Source organism: Bifidobacterium sp. ESL0690 (genome assembly GCF_029392315.1).
Classification (GTDB): Bacteria; Actinomycetota; Actinomycetes; order Actinomycetales; family Bifidobacteriaceae; genus Bifidobacterium.
The window spans coordinates 1504397-1520346 of record NZ_CP113939.1; the positions used below are offsets into that span (position 1 = coordinate 1504397).

General features: G+C 56.0%; 14 protein-coding genes. 5 read left to right on the forward strand and 9 right to left on the reverse strand.

Going from position 1 to position 15950, the window contains the following annotated elements:
• Positions 1-90 precede the first annotated feature (90 nt).
• The 5 genes from OZX62_RS06075 to OZX62_RS06095 all read right to left on the reverse strand — a co-directional run bounded on the left by OZX62_RS06075 (position 91) and on the right by OZX62_RS06095 (position 6976).
• Entirely contained in the window at positions 91-2730 is a 2640-nt protein-coding gene (locus OZX62_RS06075; protein ID WP_277175345.1) for a primosomal protein N', read from the reverse strand.
• Positions 2731-2956: 226 nt separating this feature from the next.
• Entirely contained in the window at positions 2957-4267 is a 1311-nt protein-coding gene (locus tag OZX62_RS06080) for a class I SAM-dependent methyltransferase (protein ID WP_277175346.1), read from the reverse strand.
• A 205-nt stretch (positions 4268-4472) separates the two neighbouring features.
• Complete coding sequence (metK, locus tag OZX62_RS06085) at positions 4473-5696, reverse strand: methionine adenosyltransferase (RefSeq protein WP_277177051.1); 1224 nt, start codon at positions 5694-5696, stop codon at positions 4473-4475.
• A 188-nt stretch (positions 5697-5884) separates the two neighbouring features.
• Positions 5885-6178, reverse strand: a complete 294-nt coding sequence (rpoZ, locus tag OZX62_RS06090) for a DNA-directed RNA polymerase subunit omega (protein WP_277150744.1) — start codon at positions 6176-6178, stop codon at positions 5885-5887.
• 174 nt (positions 6179-6352) lie between these two features.
• Positions 6353-6976 (reverse strand): hypothetical protein, encoded by a 624-nt coding sequence (locus OZX62_RS06095; RefSeq protein WP_277175347.1) that lies wholly within the window; start codon positions 6974-6976, stop codon positions 6353-6355.
• A 109-nt stretch (positions 6977-7085) separates the two neighbouring features.
• On the opposite strand from OZX62_RS06095, the gene ilvD reads away from it, so the two are divergent.
• The 5 genes from ilvD to OZX62_RS06120 all read left to right on the forward strand — a co-directional run bounded on the left by ilvD (position 7086) and on the right by OZX62_RS06120 (position 13139).
• The gene (ilvD, locus tag OZX62_RS06100) at positions 7086-8948 is read left to right on the forward strand and encodes a dihydroxy-acid dehydratase (protein WP_277177052.1); all 1863 of its coding nucleotides are present in this window, start codon (positions 7086-7088) and stop codon (positions 8946-8948) included.
• Between the two features lie 163 nt (positions 8949-9111).
• Positions 9112-9669 carry a hypothetical protein gene (locus tag OZX62_RS06105; RefSeq protein ID WP_277175348.1) on the forward strand — a complete coding sequence of 186 codons (558 nt, stop codon included), beginning with the start codon at positions 9112-9114 and terminating at the stop codon, positions 9667-9669.
• A 335-nt stretch (positions 9670-10004) separates the two neighbouring features.
• On the forward strand, positions 10005-11105 hold the full coding sequence (locus tag OZX62_RS06110; RefSeq protein WP_277175349.1) for an IS1249 family transposase: 1101 nt from the start codon (positions 10005-10007) through the stop codon (positions 11103-11105).
• A gap of 108 nt (positions 11106-11213) precedes the next feature.
• Positions 11214-12419, forward strand: a complete 1206-nt coding sequence (locus OZX62_RS06115) for an IS1249 family transposase (RefSeq protein WP_277175350.1) — start codon at positions 11214-11216, stop codon at positions 12417-12419.
• 567 nt (positions 12420-12986) lie between these two features.
• Positions 12987-13139 carry a hypothetical protein gene (locus OZX62_RS06120; RefSeq protein ID WP_277175351.1) on the forward strand — a complete coding sequence of 51 codons (153 nt, stop codon included), beginning with the start codon at positions 12987-12989 and terminating at the stop codon, positions 13137-13139.
• A gap of 193 nt (positions 13140-13332) precedes the next feature.
• Here OZX62_RS06120 and gmk read toward each other — a convergent pair whose 3' ends face one another.
• From gmk to OZX62_RS06140, 4 genes are all read right to left on the reverse strand, one after another.
• Entirely contained in the window at positions 13333-13953 is a 621-nt protein-coding gene (gene gmk / locus OZX62_RS06125) for a guanylate kinase (protein ID WP_277175352.1), read from the reverse strand.
• 153 nt (positions 13954-14106) lie between these two features.
• Positions 14107-14502, reverse strand: a complete 396-nt coding sequence (locus OZX62_RS06130; protein WP_277175353.1) for a type II toxin-antitoxin system PemK/MazF family toxin — start codon at positions 14500-14502, stop codon at positions 14107-14109.
• A complete protein-coding gene (locus tag OZX62_RS06135) occupies positions 14502-14756 on the reverse strand; it encodes an AbrB/MazE/SpoVT family DNA-binding domain-containing protein (RefSeq protein WP_277175354.1) in 255 nt (84 codons plus the stop codon). Before OZX62_RS06135 ends, OZX62_RS06130 begins: the two co-directional genes overlap by 1 nt.
• Before the next feature lie 177 nt (positions 14757-14933).
• On the reverse strand, positions 14934-15785 hold the full coding sequence (locus tag OZX62_RS06140; protein ID WP_277175355.1) for a hypothetical protein: 852 nt from the start codon (positions 15783-15785) through the stop codon (positions 14934-14936).
• Positions 15786-15950 lie beyond the last annotated feature (165 nt).

The window sequence follows — 15950 nt, forward strand, 5'->3', positions numbered from 1 at the left end:
AAAAACACTCGATATCAAGACTGTTTCCATGGTTTCATGGAACGACGACGAAAGCCAGAAATGTCGCTCTGCGAGCTAAATCTTCGTCGGCTAGATCAGATCCTTGGGATCAAGTTGGAATCGCAACTCGCCAGGCGTACGAGTGGCGACGTGGCGGGCTACTTCGGTATGAAGACGCTTGGCCAAATCAGCCCGCAGACACTGCGGGACGCGCACGACGGCTTTGACGCGGTCCTGCGTCGCCTCCAGCTCGCGCGCATCCACCGTTCTGGGCTGGGCGATGGGCACGGGGCCAAGAACAGACGGGAGCTCACCGACCTCAGTACTCACTTGGGCCCAATCCCCCGCCAGCGTACCGATATTATTCAACGTTTCCATCACCGCGTCCCTGCGCCCCCATACGCATGCCACGGCGAAGACCGGGGAAAGTCCGGTTTCGGCACGCTCGTCAAGCTCCCTGGCGGCGAGGATACGCGAATCCCATTGCTTCAGCGATTCGGCGATGGCCGGGTCGGTTTCTCCGATCAGGAGCACCTGCCCGCCCTCATTACGGCAGGCGCACATCGAAGCGGCGCGCATCCAGGCGGTGAGCGCATCGATACGCGCGTCCACTCCCGGAGCATACAAACTTGTCCATGCGTCGAGAATCGCCACGGCCTGATAATGGCCTATACTGCCGTCTTCCCTACGCACGCGAGGCTCTGCCTCCGGCGTCGCAATGACAATCAGCGGGCGGTCCGGCACCCATTCGACGATACCGCCCCGCTGGCTGGGGCTGGAAAGCACCATCGGGATGTCGCGGAAGAGATGCTGCAACTGCGCGGCGGTTCCGACGGCTCCTACACGTACTACGCTCATCCGTTTGCTGTGGCAATGGGGGCATGTCCAATCGCTGGCCGGGGCCCCGCACCAACGGCATCGCGGAGCTCCCCCGCGTACCTGCTGCAATGGGCCGGTGCAACGCGGGCAACGGGCCTGACGATGACAACGCGCGCAACTCAACACCTCAGCGATGCCATCATGTGGAATGGAGAAAAGTATCGGGCCGTTTTCCAAGGCTTGCGAAAGAACCCGAACCGCGGTGTGTGGCACGCGAGCGCCGATGGACGGGTCGGCCAGACGTGCCAGTTCGTCGCGGTTGAGCCAGCGGACCCATGGTGAGACATCCTCGAGAACGGCTGGCAACGGGTGTACCGCTGTGCTGAACCCGCTGACCGGCGTCTCGCAGACTTCGACGTGACAGGTCGGTTCGGTGTAGAATATCGCATCGTCGGCTTGAGCCAGCGCAGATGACGATGCGTTCGTGTCTTCTCGCAGATTGTCTGCACGGTCTAATGGATAAGTCTCACCGGTCTCGAGTATTGGCTCCGAATGATTTTTATCATTATTAAACTTCAGCTGATCTACAGCATCCAAGCTCTTCCGTTTGGCTCCGGCAATCGCATCAGCGTCGCCATCATCACGCTTTGGCTCGCCTACAGTGGCAGTTTTGTTGGCAGGCGCACAACTATCATCAATGTCGACTGCTGCGATTTGCGCTGAATTTGAGGAATCGGCATTTTCGCTTCTGCCTCTATCCGCACTATCGATACGTTCGTTTTCAATGACATCAATTTCAGCGTTACCAACCGGAGCGGTATGGTTCAGGTTTCCGCTCACTTCCCACTCGCTGGTTGCGCTACGGGCGTTGGCCATGGCCACAAACGTACCGCCATGAAGTTTTGCCCGAAGCCGCAAGACCCCGCGGGCTGCAGCGTACGGCATCATGCCGTCGGCGTTCTGATAGGCCGCATCCTCGAGAATGGCAAAAAGCCCGGGTCCCTCAACAGGCGCATACATCGCGGCCCTGGTGCCGATGACGCAACGCACCTGCCCACTTGCGGCCGCAAGGTAGGAACGATAACGTTCGGAAGGAGCCATGGCAGCAGCCAGCAGCACGAAATCACCGTCAAAACCACCGTGCGTCGCATTGGTCTGCCGGAAAGGTTTCAAGCCGAATCTACGTAAGGCAGACGCTACATCATTGACTTCACGCATAGTCGGCAACACCATGACGGCTGCTCGGCCGGACTTGAGCGATTCACTTGCCATGTAGGCCAGGTCGTCAGCCCATCGGCCGACTCCTGGCAAGGCATCGACCACGAACGAGGCGAATCCGCCACCGCTTAACGCATCCTGCAATGCTACGGCTTGGTCGTAACTCCCCCGCAGCCGTTGTAAACCCTGCTCGAGCTCGTCCTCGTCAAGTTTCACCCGGCCTCGGCTTCCGATCCAAGTCCCCGCCATCGCCAGATGCTGTTCCTTATCCACTTTGGCTACTCGGGGCGGCACCGCCAGACGCAGAATGTTGGCGGGAGTCCCACCGTACGCTTCGGCGATGGCGGTGATGTCGCGCCGCATCGAGGCGGATACCAACACATCCGGGGTGAGCACACGCTCGATATATCGTAAAGCGGAAGCGGCGGTATGGCTTTCCTCAACACGGTTCCAAATAATGCCGTTGACCCGTCTGCCGCCGAAACGGACCCGAATCATCACACCCGGTTGCGCCGCCTCGGAAAATTTCTCATCAATGAGATAATCGAAAGTCTGCCCCAAGTGTGTGGCCTGTACATCCAGCACGACTTGTGCAATCGGATTTTCTGCCGCCGGCGTATGGGTGACCGTCTTGCGGCGCTTGCGCGGGGCCAGCCCGGCGAGCGCGGGTTGTTCGGCCTGCGGTTCACTCATGCTTCAATGATAACGTGGCTCGCAAATTTTCGACACGTTTAAATTTTGCGAGCCAAATGAACATCAGCTCTAAGCACAATGGCTTCATTCCAACGCTAACAGCCTATGCTCTGAGCACAATGTTCGTTTGTGGCTCCCATTTTTTACGAGGAGTCAAAAAATGGGAGCCACAACGGAAAATAAAAAAGCCACGGCCGTGACCGTGACTTTTTATTCCGCTCTACTATCAGATCTCGGTCGGCTTGACCGTCGAATCCTCCACCCACCAAGGACGCAGCGGGTAGGTGTCGGTCATCTTCTCATCGTCCGGACGCACGCAGAGGAACTGGTGGATCTGGATGTTGTTGAGCTCGAAGTTCAGCGCGCAACCGGCCATGTAGAGGCCCCACAGGCGTGCCTTGGGCTCGCCCATCAACTCGACGGCGCGATCCCAGCCAGCTACGAGGTTCTTGTTCCAGTTGTGCAGGGTGAGCGCGTAATGCTGACGCAGGTTCTCCTGGTTGACAACCTCGAAGCCGGTGTCTTGGATAACGGTCTCGATCTCACCCGGGGAAGCCAGCTGGCCATCGGGGAAGATGTAGCGGTCGATGAACTCGCCGGCGGCCTTGCCCGTCATGGAGTTGACACGGGTGATCTGGTGATTCAGCAGGCGGCCGTTGGGCTTGAGCTTGTCGAAGATTTCCTTGAAGTAGGAGGGATAGTGCTTGAAGCCGACGTGCTCCATCATGCCGATCGAGCAGATGCCGTCAAAATCGCCTTCGGGCACGTCACGGTAATCCATTTGGCGGACTTCGGCGAGGTCTTCGAGGCCTTCGCGCTTAATCCATTCCTGCGCCCACTTGACCTGTTCGCCCGCCAAGGTGACACCCAGAACCTTGATGCCGCGCTGCGCAGCGCGGATTTCCATGGAGCCCCAGCCGCAGCCGATGTCGAGCAGGCGGTCTCCGGGCTTCAGGTTGAGCTTGTTGAGCACGAGGTCGAGCTTGCGCCATTCGGCGTCTTCGAGCGAATCCTCCGGCGAGGTGAACACGCCGCAGGTGTAGGTCATCGAGGAACCGAGGAAAAGACGATAAAACTCGTTGGACTGGTCATAGTGATAGCTCACGGTGGCCTCGTCGCCGGCCTTGGAGTGCGGCAGCAGACCTTCGGTGCGGCGCTTCCAGCGGCTCGGGCCTTCGATCGACGGGGCTTCGGGATGACGGATGCCATGCGAATAAACGGAAGCGACGATGCGAGCCAGATCGGCCGGGCTCGGCTTTTTCATATCCGGCTTCAGCGCCATGAGCTCCTTGAAGACCTCATACGGATTTCCAGGAATGAGCTCGGGCGAGGCGATGTCGCCCTGCAGATAGGCGCGCGCAAGGCCGAGATCGTTGGGATGGTCGACCATATAATACACGGCGCGCGAGTTGTTCACCGTGATATGCAGCGGGGCATCCTGCGGCCCGAACGAAGAACCATCAAACGCGGTGATGTTGATTTTCCCATTGTCCTTGAGGAACATTGAGACCATATCGGCTACGGTCATAGTGGCCATGCGCAACCTCCAAAATAAGTGCATTTCGGTGCATTCTCATCATGCAAAACCATATTCAGCCTATTGCCCAGTTACGACACCGTAAGGGTTTTGCTGGCCGTGAAATTCTCGAAGATTCCGCTTTTATCTCACGAAATACAAAAAGAGCCGTATCCTCACAAATCGTTTGGATACGGCTCTTAAAAACCAATCAGCTTGCGAAACCTCAGCCTTCGGCGATAGCCTCTTTCAGTTCGTCAACCTTGTCGGTGGCTTCCCAAGTGAAGTCGGGGTCGGTACGGCCGAAGTGGCCGTATGCCGCCGTCTTCAGATAGATCGGGCGCAGCAAGTCGAGCTCGTCGATAATCGCGGCCGGACGCAGGTCGAAGACCTTGCGCACCGCGGCCTGGATCTGTTCACGGGTCACTCCGCCGATTTCGGTGCCGAAGGTGTTGACGTTGACACTCACCGGGTCGGCGACGCCGATGGCGTAGGCCACCTGCACCTCGACCTTGTGGGCGAGTCCTGCAGCAACGATGTTCTTGGCCACCCAGCGCGTGGCGTAAGCCGCGGAACGATCGACCTTGCTCGGGTCCTTGCCGGAGAAGGCACCGCCACCGTGGTGGGCCGCCCCGCCATAGGTGTCGACGATGATCTTGCGACCGGTGAGTCCGGCATCCGCGGCAGGTCCGCCCAGGATGAAGGAACCGGTCGGGTTGACCAGCACGCGGTAATCGTCGTGACGAATACGCGTGCCGCAGACCTCTTCGAGCACCGGCTTGATGACATGCTCCTGCAGCTGTTCCATGAGCCAGTCATGGTTGACTTCAGGGTCATGCTGCGTGGAAATCAAAACGGTATCGACGCGGATCGGGCGGTCGTCGTCATCGTATTCGATGGTGACCTGGGTCTTGCCGTCCGGGCGAAGATGCGGGACGATGCCATCCTTACGCACCTGGGCCAGACGATAGGCCAAGCGGTGCGAGAGATAGATCGGAAGCGGCATCAGCACGTCCGTCTCATCGCAGGCGTAGCCGAACATGATGCCCTGATCACCGGCGCCCTGGGCCTCGTAGCGCTCTTCGCGCGAAACCGCGGATTCCTGCTCGGGGTTGAGACGGTCGACGCCCTGGTTGATTTCCGCGCTCTGCTCGGTCAGCGAGACCAACACACCGCAGGAATCGGCGTCAAGGCCGACTTCGGAGGAGGTATAGCCGATGTTCTTGACGACATTGCGCACGATGCGCTGGATGTCGGAATAACCGGAGCTGGTCACCTCGCCGAAAATAAGGAATTGTCCGATGGCGGCCGACGTTTCGACGGCCACGTGGGAATGAGGGTCCTGACGAAGCATATCGTCGAGGATCGCGTCCGAAATCTGATCGCAGACCTTATCGGGATGCCCTTCGGTAACCGATTCCGCTGAAATCAGGCGACGCTCTTTTGTCACTTCTGTAGACACAGTGAACTTCTTTCTTCCATGCCAGAGCCGCATAACGGCCGACGTGTATACATACAGAAGGCAACACTACCCTTACGTCCCTATTTCAACGCGCGGTTTGACACCCGAAGCATAGAAGACAAAAAGCCCGACTCCATAAACGGAATCGGGTTAAAGAAAACGCTTGAAAAAGCAGACTAGTCGATACTGCCTTCGCTCAGGTCGTCCTCACCGAGGGTCTCTTCCAGCAGGCCTTCGTTGATCTCACGGAAGGCGATGGAAAGCGGCTTCTCGTTGTTCTGGTATTCCACCAGCGGGCCGACGTTCTGCAGAAGGCCTTCGTTGAGCTGGGTGAAATAGGAATTGATCTGACGGGCGCGCTTCGCGGCGAAAATCGACAACGAATACTTGTTGTGCTCGGAATGCTCCATCAACTGGTCGATCGTCGGATCGGCAAGACCGCTCGGTGTAGGCTCGGTGCCAAATGCCATATTGTTTGCTCCCTAAAGAAGAATAAAGCTACTCAAAAGATTTATTATACTCAATACCTTTGATATTTTGCCGTTTCTATTGAAAAGAGAAACACAAATACATCAGTTGCCAAATGAATCTTTCTATCAAAATCATAAATATGGACTCCCGAAGGCAACGCACATGCGCAAACCTTATCGTTTATCCCACTTACGCAGATCCTTCAACGGTTTATATCCGGGCATGTCCGGCCAGAACAACGTCTCGTCATCATGAATCACGTATGGAACTTTAGTTTTCCCTTCCACACCTGCCATCGACGGGGCGATAAAGGTCAATACATGGGGATCACTCCAACCACTGACTTCGCAATCAGTATTTTTCCATCCCGAACCGGTCAGACAACTGGCCTTATTTGCCAAAACCATGGTGCTGGTGTCAACGCCCAGCGTGACACGACCATTCTCATGCTGTATATAGTGAATTTCCACGTTGATTTTCACGTGATCCATGTTCGGCATACCGTCCGAATGAAGATAGATGTCTTCGCAATCAGCCGCGACATCCCGTTCTCTTTGCGAATAATTCGACAATACCGTCTGATTGTTTTCCAAGGTCGCTTCAAGCAGGGCAACATAGGAATCCAACGATTTTCTTACATCGGGTTCAACGGATATCGTGCGTTCATCTTCCTTGATTTCATGCCGCCTCCACACATCTTTGATAGTGACGGCGGCAACCGCTACCAGACACAACACCAATATGGCAGCCAAGACAATCCACACCACGCGCAGAAACTTTTTATATCGGCTTTTCATATCGTCCGCCCATCAATCGCACAACACAGTGAAATCGTGTAAAAATCATTCATCCGTTTCATCATTTGGTCGCCATTCGGCAAATATGAGACAGATGAACTTATATGGAATTATGCAAATGCGCTCACATAATATCATGACCGGCCGCATGTTCGCCGGTGCCCGAGCACTCTATCGCGCCGCAGGCGTGGCCGGAGACGACTTGGGCAAGAAACCCATCGTCGCCATCGCCAACTCGTTCTCCGAGTTCGTGCCTGGCCACGTCCACCTCAACAAGGTCGGACGCCTCGTCTCGAAGGCCGTCGAAGAAGCCGGCGGCATCCCCCGCGAGTTCAACACCATCGCCGTCGATGACGGCATCGCCATGGGCCACACCGGTATGCTCTACTCGCTGCCGAGCCGTGACTTGATCGCCGACGCCGTGGAATACTCCGTCAACGCCCACTGCGCCGACGCCCTGATCTGCATCTCCAACTGCGACAAGATCACCCCCGGCATGCTGATGGCCGCGCTGCGCTTGAACATCCCCACCATCTTCGTCTCCGGCGGCCCGATGGAAGCCGGCGAAACCACCCTGTCCAACGGCAAGACCGATACCACCGATCTGATTGACGTGATGTACGCCTCCGCTGACGACAACGTCTCCGACGAGGATCTGCTCGCCTACGAGAAGACCGTCTGCCCGACTTGCGGTTCCTGCGCCGGCATGTTCACCGCCAACTCGATGAACTGCCTGACCGAAGCGCTCGGCCTGGCCCTGCCCGGCAACGGCACCACGCTGGCCTCGCACGGCTATCGCAAGCAGCTTTTCGTTGATGCCGGCCACAAGATCGTCGACCTCGCACACCGTTACTACGACGAGGACGACGAGAGCGTCCTGCCGCGCGCCATCGCCACCAAGAAGGCCTTTGAGAACGCCATGACCATGGACGTGGCCATGGGCGGCTCCACCAACACCGTGCTGCACATCCTCGCCGCCGCCCAGAGCGCCGACGTGGACTTCACGCTTGACGATATCGAGCGCATCAGCCACACCGTGCCTTGCATCTGCAAAGCCAGCCCTTCAGGTGACTGGGAGATTTCCGACGTGCACCGCGCCGGCGGCATCTGCGGGATTTTAGGCGAGCTCGACCGTGCAGGCAAGCTCCACAAGGACGTACATTCGGTGGATTATCCCGACCTTGAATCCAAGCTCAACGATTGGGACATCATGCGCCCGACCTGCCTTGACAAGGCGAAGGAACTCTATCGTGCGGCTCCGGGCCACATCAAGTCCCCCGAACCGTTCGTCCAAGAGACGCTTTCCGATTCACTCGACACCGATCGCGTCAACGGCGCCATCCACGACATCGACCATCCGGCGGTGAAGGAAGGCGGCCTCGCCATTCTGCGCGGCAACCTCGCTCCCGATGGCTGCGTCGTCAAGACCGCGGGTGTGCCCGAGAACATCTGGAAGTTCCACGGCCCGGCTCACATCGTCGAATCGCAAGAACAGGCCGTTGAGGTCATTCTGGGAGACAAACTCAAGAAGGGCGAGGCACTGGTCATTCGCTATGAAGGACCGAAGGGCGGCCCGGGCATGCAGGAAATGCTCTACCCCACCTCCTTCGTCAAGGGCAAGGGCATCGGCAAGGATGTCGCGCTGATTACCGACGGTCGTTATTCCGGCGGTTCGTCAGGCCTCGCCATCGGCCACGTCGCCCCCGAGGCGGCCAACAAGGGCCCGATCGCGCTCATCAAGGATGGCGACATGATCGACATCGACATCCCCAACCGCACTATCAATGTGGAGCTCACCCCCGAGCAGTTCGAGGAGCGTCGCAAGGAGCTCGAGGCAGGAGACGGCTACGTCGCCCACCGCGATCGCAAGGTTTCGCTGGCCCTCAAGGCCTACGCCGCCTTCGCTCGCTCCGCCGACAAGGGTGCGACGCGCGACCCCGAGTTGATCAACAAGCTCTCAGGGCTTGCGTGATGTGCTAGCTGTTTAGCGACCGGTTAATTGCAAAGCGACCCTGCGTATGACTTGATTCATACGCAGGGTCGCTTGTATAAAAATACCAATACGTTGCCATCAGCCATTGTGCCAGCGACTTCATAAAATAAACAAAATCCCGTCAATCATCGATGCTCAGAACATGACGACGAAGAAGACTGATCCAACGCAAAACCATCATCGTTTCATTGATGAGGCCGGAGATATGACTTTCTTTTCGGGGAAACGTGGAAATCGAGTCTCAAGTATCGGTGACAATGGAGTATCACGTTGCTTTATGATTGGTTTTGTCTGCGTTAGGCAAGATTTGGGCGAGGCCCGCGATGCCATTACCTCATTTTCTTCCTCAGTCAATCAAGACGAATTCTTCCAAAGTTTTCCTAGTGTCGCTAAACGTAGCCAATCTGCTTGGCGAGGCTATTATCCCCACGCTTGCAAAGATCCTGCAGAGTTGCGCTACGAATTTCTCAAATTGATGAATACCCTTGATTTCAAGGCACAAATAGTTGTAGGACGTAAAATCCCGTCAATCTATCGAACTAAACACCATAAATTAGACCGCGAGTTCTATGCCGACCTTATGTCCCATCTTTTGAAATACATGGATGAAATCGACCCGTTAATTCTCAACGTTGCGGAGCGTGGCAGCAGTACTTCCAACCTCAATTTGCAACATGCCGTGGATATCGCAAAAGAGTGACATAAAAAATCCAGTTCCGCACCATTCAATACTACCTTTAAATTTAATGTCCAACCTTATGACCATGAGCCATTATTAAGCCTCGCAGACTACAGCTTGTGGACAGTCCAACGCGCCTACGAGAAGGGAGATATTAAATATTATAACTTTAGGGTTATAGGCCAGATTGTGTGTCTGTAATCGGTTTTGAGGGGTTGTGCCGTATGGCCCGGAGCCGGTTCGAAAGTGTGCCGGGACACTTTCGGGGGCGGCCAGAATGTGTGTCCGGAACGGGACCGGGGCCGTTGTGCCGCATGGGTTCCGGCCTGTTCGAATGTGCCGTGTTCGATGGAGGCATGGAGACACCCCTGTGCGCCGCCTGCGGCGGAAGAATGAAGAAGAACGGAACCACCAGCGCGGGCAGGACCCGCTGGAGGTGCAAGGGATGCGGGGCGTCGCGCACCCGCTCCTACGACCATGCCTCCGAGGACCTCAGGAAAGGCCTGGAATGGCTGTTCTCCGGGAGCACGCAGGCCGGCACGGGCGTTGCCGCGCGCACGCTGCGCCGCGGCAACGGGCTGATGTGGCGTCTGAACCCGCCCGTCCCGCTGGTCGGGGAACGCCATGAAGTGGTTCAGGTCGACGGCATCTGGCTGCACCGGCGGGCCGTGGCCCTGATCGCCGTGGCCGACGGGCACGTCATCGGCTGGCGGGTCGCCAGAAGCGAGAACAGCCGGGCCTGGATGGAGCTCATGCGCCGCATCGCCCCGCCCAGGGTGCTGGTCTGCGACGGCGGCAACGGCATCGGCAAGGCCATGAGAGCCGTCTGGCCCGGCACGCGCATGCAGCGCTGCCTGTTCCACGTGTGCATGAACATCACGGCCCTGACCGGCAAACGGCCCAAACTCGAGGCCGGGCGCGAGCTGCTGAAACTGGCCCGGCAGCTCAGCCGCGTCAAGGACGGGCCGATGATGGCGGACTGGCTCGCCGCCTACAACCAATGGGAACAGAAATGGAAGGGGTTCCTGGACGAGAAAAGCCAATACAGGGACGGCACCGTCGCCGACGCCCACCAGAGGCTGGTGCGCGCCCGCACCATGATCCGCAGGCGGATCTCCGAACACGTCATGGACACCTTCATCACCATGCAGCCGGAGTGCGACGGACCGATACCGCCGGACAACAACCTCGTCGAGTCATGGAACCGGCGGCTGCGCGACATGCTCCGCAGCCACAACGGCATGCCCCTGACCCACGAGATCAAGGCCATCTGCTGGTGGTGCCACGCGCACACCGAACACCCCGAAAGCCCCGCATGGCTCGCCCGCCACGCCATCACCGACGAACAGATAGAGGAAGCCAACGAACGGGCATGGGAACACTCGCCCGAAGGCGCGGCGCACACCCTCGGCACGCCGGAGACCTGGGGCACCGGCATCGACTGGAACGGGTTATAGGCCAAAAAAAGTTGGTTATAACCGGGGTTTGGCTTTGTGGGAGTAGGCGTTTCGTCCTGTTATTTTTCCCACGGGTTTTTAGGGGCTTTTCCGGTAGTCCTGAGCGGTGTGAGGACGAGATCGAAGAGGGCGAAACGCTGCCCCTCGTGCGGCGGGCGGATGGAGAAATACGGGCATGACCGGAAGGGCGCGCAGCGGTGGCACTGCCCGGAATGCTCGGTCAACGGCGTGTTCCACGACCCCAAAGGCAGGAAGGCGATGCGCCGGGAGCTGGACTCGTTCGTCGCCCGGCTGCTCGGCGGCCATACGCTGGCCGAGGAGGGGCGCTCGTTCAGGCGCGACCGCGAATGGTGCTGGCGGGTCGACCCCGTCATCCCCGTGCCCGGAACGAAGAGCCATGTCCTGGAGACGGACGGCACCTACGTCAACGGCCGCTGTCTGCTGGTGCCGATGGACGGGACCACGGGCCTGGTCGTGCGGATCCGCTGGTGCGCGCACGAGTCGATCGCGGAATACCGGGCCCTGTTCCGCGGGGTGCCCGCCCCCGACGTGCTGGTCAGCGACGGGATGCGGGGAATGGAGCGGGCGGCCGCCGCGGAGTGGCCGGGGACCCGTCTGCAGCGCTGCCTGGTGCACGTGCACCGCGACACCGGCCGCGACCTCACCCACCAGCCCAAAACGCAGGCCGCCAAGGAACTGAAGAAGCTGTCCTCGCGGCTGTTCAAGGTGCATACGGCCGAGGAGGCGGCCCGGTGGGGCGAGGGCCTGAACGCCTGGTATGAGCGGTGGAAGGACATGGTCAACGAACGCACCACGGCGAAGGACGACCCGGCACACGCGGCGGGCCGTAAATGGTGGTGGACGCACGAGCGACTCCGCCGCTGCTACAAAAGGCTCGAGAAGCTGTTCCGGGACGGGAGCCTGTTCGCCTACACCGACCCCGCCCTCCTGGCCGGCGGCGAGGTGCCCCGCGACACCAACGGGCTCGAGGGCGGAATCAACAGCCCGATCAAGCGCATGCTCGACGACCACCGCGGCATGCCCCGGAAGCATATGATGCGCGCCTGCGAATGGAAATGCTACACGAGAAGCCCGCACCCCGACACCGGGGCCCCGCTCGACGCCTACCTCAAGACCCGACACGACCGCGAAGCGCGGCGAAGGGAAAAGACAAGACTGGCCGAGTCCGCCACCGGCGACGAACCCTTCGCCGACCGCATCTCCGTCCAGCTGCCCGACCCCGGCGAACCCACCATGAACGCCTACGAATCAGGCTTCGGCATCAGACACGGATGGGCCGGAACAAGCACATGACCGGCCGGAAAACAGATTCTAAACCAACTCTTTTTGGCCTATAACCCACTGGAACGAATTCCACACCGCCACCAGAAACCCCAACCAGACCTACTAGAAAACCAAACCGCCAGACACACAATTTGGCCTATATCCCTAACTTTATACGTTCTAAAATTTCTTTAATCGTCGATGTGTACGATAGCAGCAGATATGAAAACTCGAGGAACTACTATAACGACCAATCAAAACCGCTTACACTGGAAGCAATTGACTTTGACAACTGGACGCAACCAAAATGGTAAGGCCCATCACTATCCTAGCTGCGCGAAGCAACGACGGCATGAAGCCGACTTTCGGAATAGGACAGGCCTATAACACTCAAACAGTATATCATGCACGGTAACTTCTCGCTTACACCTTAAGTTCTATGCAGAACACAAGAAGCAGCGGAAAATTCGGCAAGAATTGGTAGAAACGAGCACCGTTTATCAAATCAATGTCAGCAGAGATGAAGATGCGTGACTGGTTGATGTTCCTCAAGTAGAACATGCCACACAGGCCCTTAATCTGCAGGAAGTGGACACCATGACCCGCGGCCTCATCCATATCATGACTAATGAACCATTAAAAGACATTAAACTGGAGGTCCGTATTGAACTTCCTAAAGCCGCACAGGCGTATGTAACTGATGCCAACCGCGAACGGGCTTTTGGCGGAAGAAACGGAACGCCAGGCTAAACTCAAGACTAGTCTTACTGCGAAAACACTCCACGAAATGGGTATTACACTTCGTGATATCGGCAAGATGCTCAGTATCTCGTGTCAAAGAGTTCATCAGCTCGTCAAGGCTTGATTCAGTAAACTTGATGCCAAGAGAATCGGATAAACTATGCAAAACAGATAAACAGAGTAAGCGGCTTTAGTAAGCCATTTACTCTTTGATGCCGTATTCCTTGGCGATGACATCCCAGAGCTCGTCGGCGGCACGGTCGACGGTGTCGTTGACGATTTTGACATCAAATTCCGGCTCGGCGGCCAGCTCGACTTTCGCGGTTTCAAGGCGCCTTTTGCGCTGTTCCTCATTTTCCGTACCACGGCCGATCAGACGTTTGACTAGCTCGTCATAACTCGGCGGAGCGATGAACACCGAGACAATCTCAAGGTTGAGTTCGGCGGCACGCTGCTTGACGCGACGAGCGCCTTGCAGGTCGATTTCAAGAATCGTCGGAATATTTTTGGCAAGGTGATCGAGCACCGGCTGCAAGGGCGTGCCGTAATGGGCCATGCCGTGCACGACGGCGGTCTCCAGGAACCAGTTCCGCTTCTCACGTGCGACGAACTCATCCTCGCTCATGAACCAGTAGTTCTTCCCGTTGACCTCCCCCGGCCGCGGGTCGCGCGTGGTGGCAGAAACGGAAACCCAGACCTCCGGGTGCTTGGCCAGCAGGTTCGCTTCAACGGTCCCCTTACCAACGGCCGTGGGACCTGTCAAAACAATAAGACGACCTTTATGTCCGTTTCGCGCGGTATCACTATCACTTTGCTGGCTCATACCCACTCCTTGAAAGATATACGCTTACAGTCTAATCAAGCCTCAGGAATGGGTCATTGGCATCCTTTACGCATAAAAGCACGACGGCATTGCGACCCAAGAACCATTATCAACCTTGCTACGCTTAATCAGTCAGCTGATTCCAATGAGAACTCATACGTAGGTATTGGGCACCAGCATCTGGTCATCACGCAGCAGAATCATTTGTGCCAATTCGCTGATTTTCTCCATGACCTCATCCGGCGCTCTGCCCAACAGTTGTGCGTTTCGTGCCGGCAAATCCAACGCCTTAATCTGCTCAACGGCGGCAAATCCGGTAATGAGTTCATCCGAATACTTGGCTTTGACTTCGCCTATATCGACATGCAAGAAATAACCATTGTCACTGCTGGTAACAGGGCAGATAAAAGTCATCGTGCTATGCCGGTTGAAATCATCATTGCTGACCACAATCAAAGGGCGACGTTTATTCTGCTCATGCCCAGCCGCCGGAGCGAGGTCAGCGTAAACGATATCGCTATATCGGAAGATATTGCTGCCTTTGACCATCAGATCAGCTCGCTTCCGACCGGCGCACCCGTATCAAGCTCGGTTGCGGCGTATCCGCTGGTATCTTGCTCAAACAGATCAGCAAGGTCGGAAGCCCGAATCGGCTTTCTTCTGGGATACAGCACCATTGATCCATCAGGCTGGATTTCGACCGACAATTCATCGCCGTTTTCCACGCCCATGCGCTCCAGCATCGATTTGCTGAGCCTCACCGCCTGACTATTGCCCCACTGCGACACTGTGACTGTTTCCATAAACGCCTCCCGCAAATGAGATTAAATCTTTAATCCATTGTATCTACAAAAGATATACGGTGCAAGAAAGCCGTAAACTCTGAACTGCAGTACAAACTTGTGAAAATATCTGTGTACCCGTAGAACAGCGTCAATACTCTAGGGTGAAGGAGTTATTAAATAACTTTTATTTTGAAGTTATTTATTCAATATTTTGTCGAGAACGATTTTTTCCGCTTGTTCCGCTGTCGGCAAGGTATTTGAAGTGGTCGAATAACGTCCTTTAATGTTATTGTAATCGATATAGAACTTACTTTTATCGTGATGAGTAACTACAACAACAGAAAGACCGCTTTGCCCATTTAAATAGTCACAAAGTACGGCAACTCCATCATGATCTACCGCATAGCTACTGTTGACAGTACATGAATAGTATCCCATATTCCTCATATGACTTGCTATGTATTCAGACAAAGCAGTACGATTTTCCATACTGGCTTCGCCAATAGTTTTATACCCGAGATCCTCTGCGACCTTATTGGCGGTCAGACCTTCATTATCTTCATCTTGCTGATTACTATCTTTAGTTTTAGTTTGTTCTTGTGCGCTTCGAGTTTGCTCTTCATCATGCTTTCTTACCTGCGCTGAATTAGATTGCCCATAATGGGTTGAATCATTTTTCTTCTTGTGGTTTATACCATAAAAGGCAAGACAAGTAATCAAAACCGCAGATATAGCAACGATTATCAAGGCAATAACTATATTTCGTTTTGCGTGCTTCTTTTTTGTTATTTTTTCAATCTTTTCATCCATATCAGCACTTTTGAGAAAGTTCAATGTTGCTTGCTTTTCACTGATATCTGTTTGTGGTTTTCGTCGATTTTCATCTTTGTGCTTGGCTGATTGTTGTGAGGTAAACCCAGAAGGCTCACCTAGCACTTGATTATGGTCGCCGCTGAAGCTTGAAGTCGGTAATGAAGAATTACGATTGTTATCTAAACTAGTTGACGGTGACGAAACTTGGTTTTGTCTACTATCAGCACCAAGCATTTGTGGAGATGGCTGATTCTGATTGTTGCTATAAAGATTCTGTTTCGATGGTGTATTGTTACGATTTGCATCAAGACGTGTCGGCCGGTACCTGCTTTATTTTAGACTGTGCAGTTACTCCATCAGGTCCACCGCTTGATTGATTACTCGATGCACCACTTGGTT

Excerpts from the sequence above, each read along its gene's own strand:
- OZX62_RS06075 (WP_277175345.1), bottom strand. The coding sequence starts at position 2,730 with ATGAGTGAACCGCAGGCCGAACAACCCGCGCTCGCCGGGCTGGCCCCG.
- OZX62_RS06135 (WP_277175354.1), bottom strand. The coding sequence starts at position 14,756 with ATGGAAACAGTCACAGTGTCGCAGTGGGGCAATAGTCAGGCGGTGAGG.
- OZX62_RS06105 (WP_277175348.1), top strand. The coding sequence starts at position 9,112 with ATGACGACGAAGAAGACTGATCCAACGCAAAACCATCATCGTTTCATT.
- OZX62_RS06120 (WP_277175351.1), top strand. The coding sequence starts at position 12,987 with ATGACCCGCGGCCTCATCCATATCATGACTAATGAACCATTAAAAGAC.
- OZX62_RS06080 (WP_277175346.1), bottom strand. The coding sequence starts at position 4,267 with ATGGCCACTATGACCGTAGCCGATATGGTCTCAATGTTCCTCAAGGAC.
- OZX62_RS06110 (WP_277175349.1), top strand. The coding sequence starts at position 10,005 with ATGGAGACACCCCTGTGCGCCGCCTGCGGCGGAAGAATGAAGAAGAAC.
- OZX62_RS06095 (WP_277175347.1), bottom strand. The coding sequence starts at position 6,976 with ATGAAAAGCCGATATAAAAAGTTTCTGCGCGTGGTGTGGATTGTCTTG.
- rpoZ (WP_277150744.1), bottom strand. The coding sequence starts at position 6,178 with ATGGCATTTGGCACCGAGCCTACACCGAGCGGTCTTGCCGATCCGACG.
- gmk (WP_277175352.1), bottom strand. The coding sequence starts at position 13,953 with ATGAGCCAGCAAAGTGATAGTGATACCGCGCGAAACGGACATAAAGGT.
- OZX62_RS06130 (WP_277175353.1), bottom strand. The coding sequence starts at position 14,502 with ATGGTCAAAGGCAGCAATATCTTCCGATATAGCGATATCGTTTACGCT.
- OZX62_RS06140 (WP_277175355.1), bottom strand. The coding sequence starts at position 15,785 with ATGCTTGGTGCTGATAGTAGACAAAACCAAGTTTCGTCACCGTCAACT.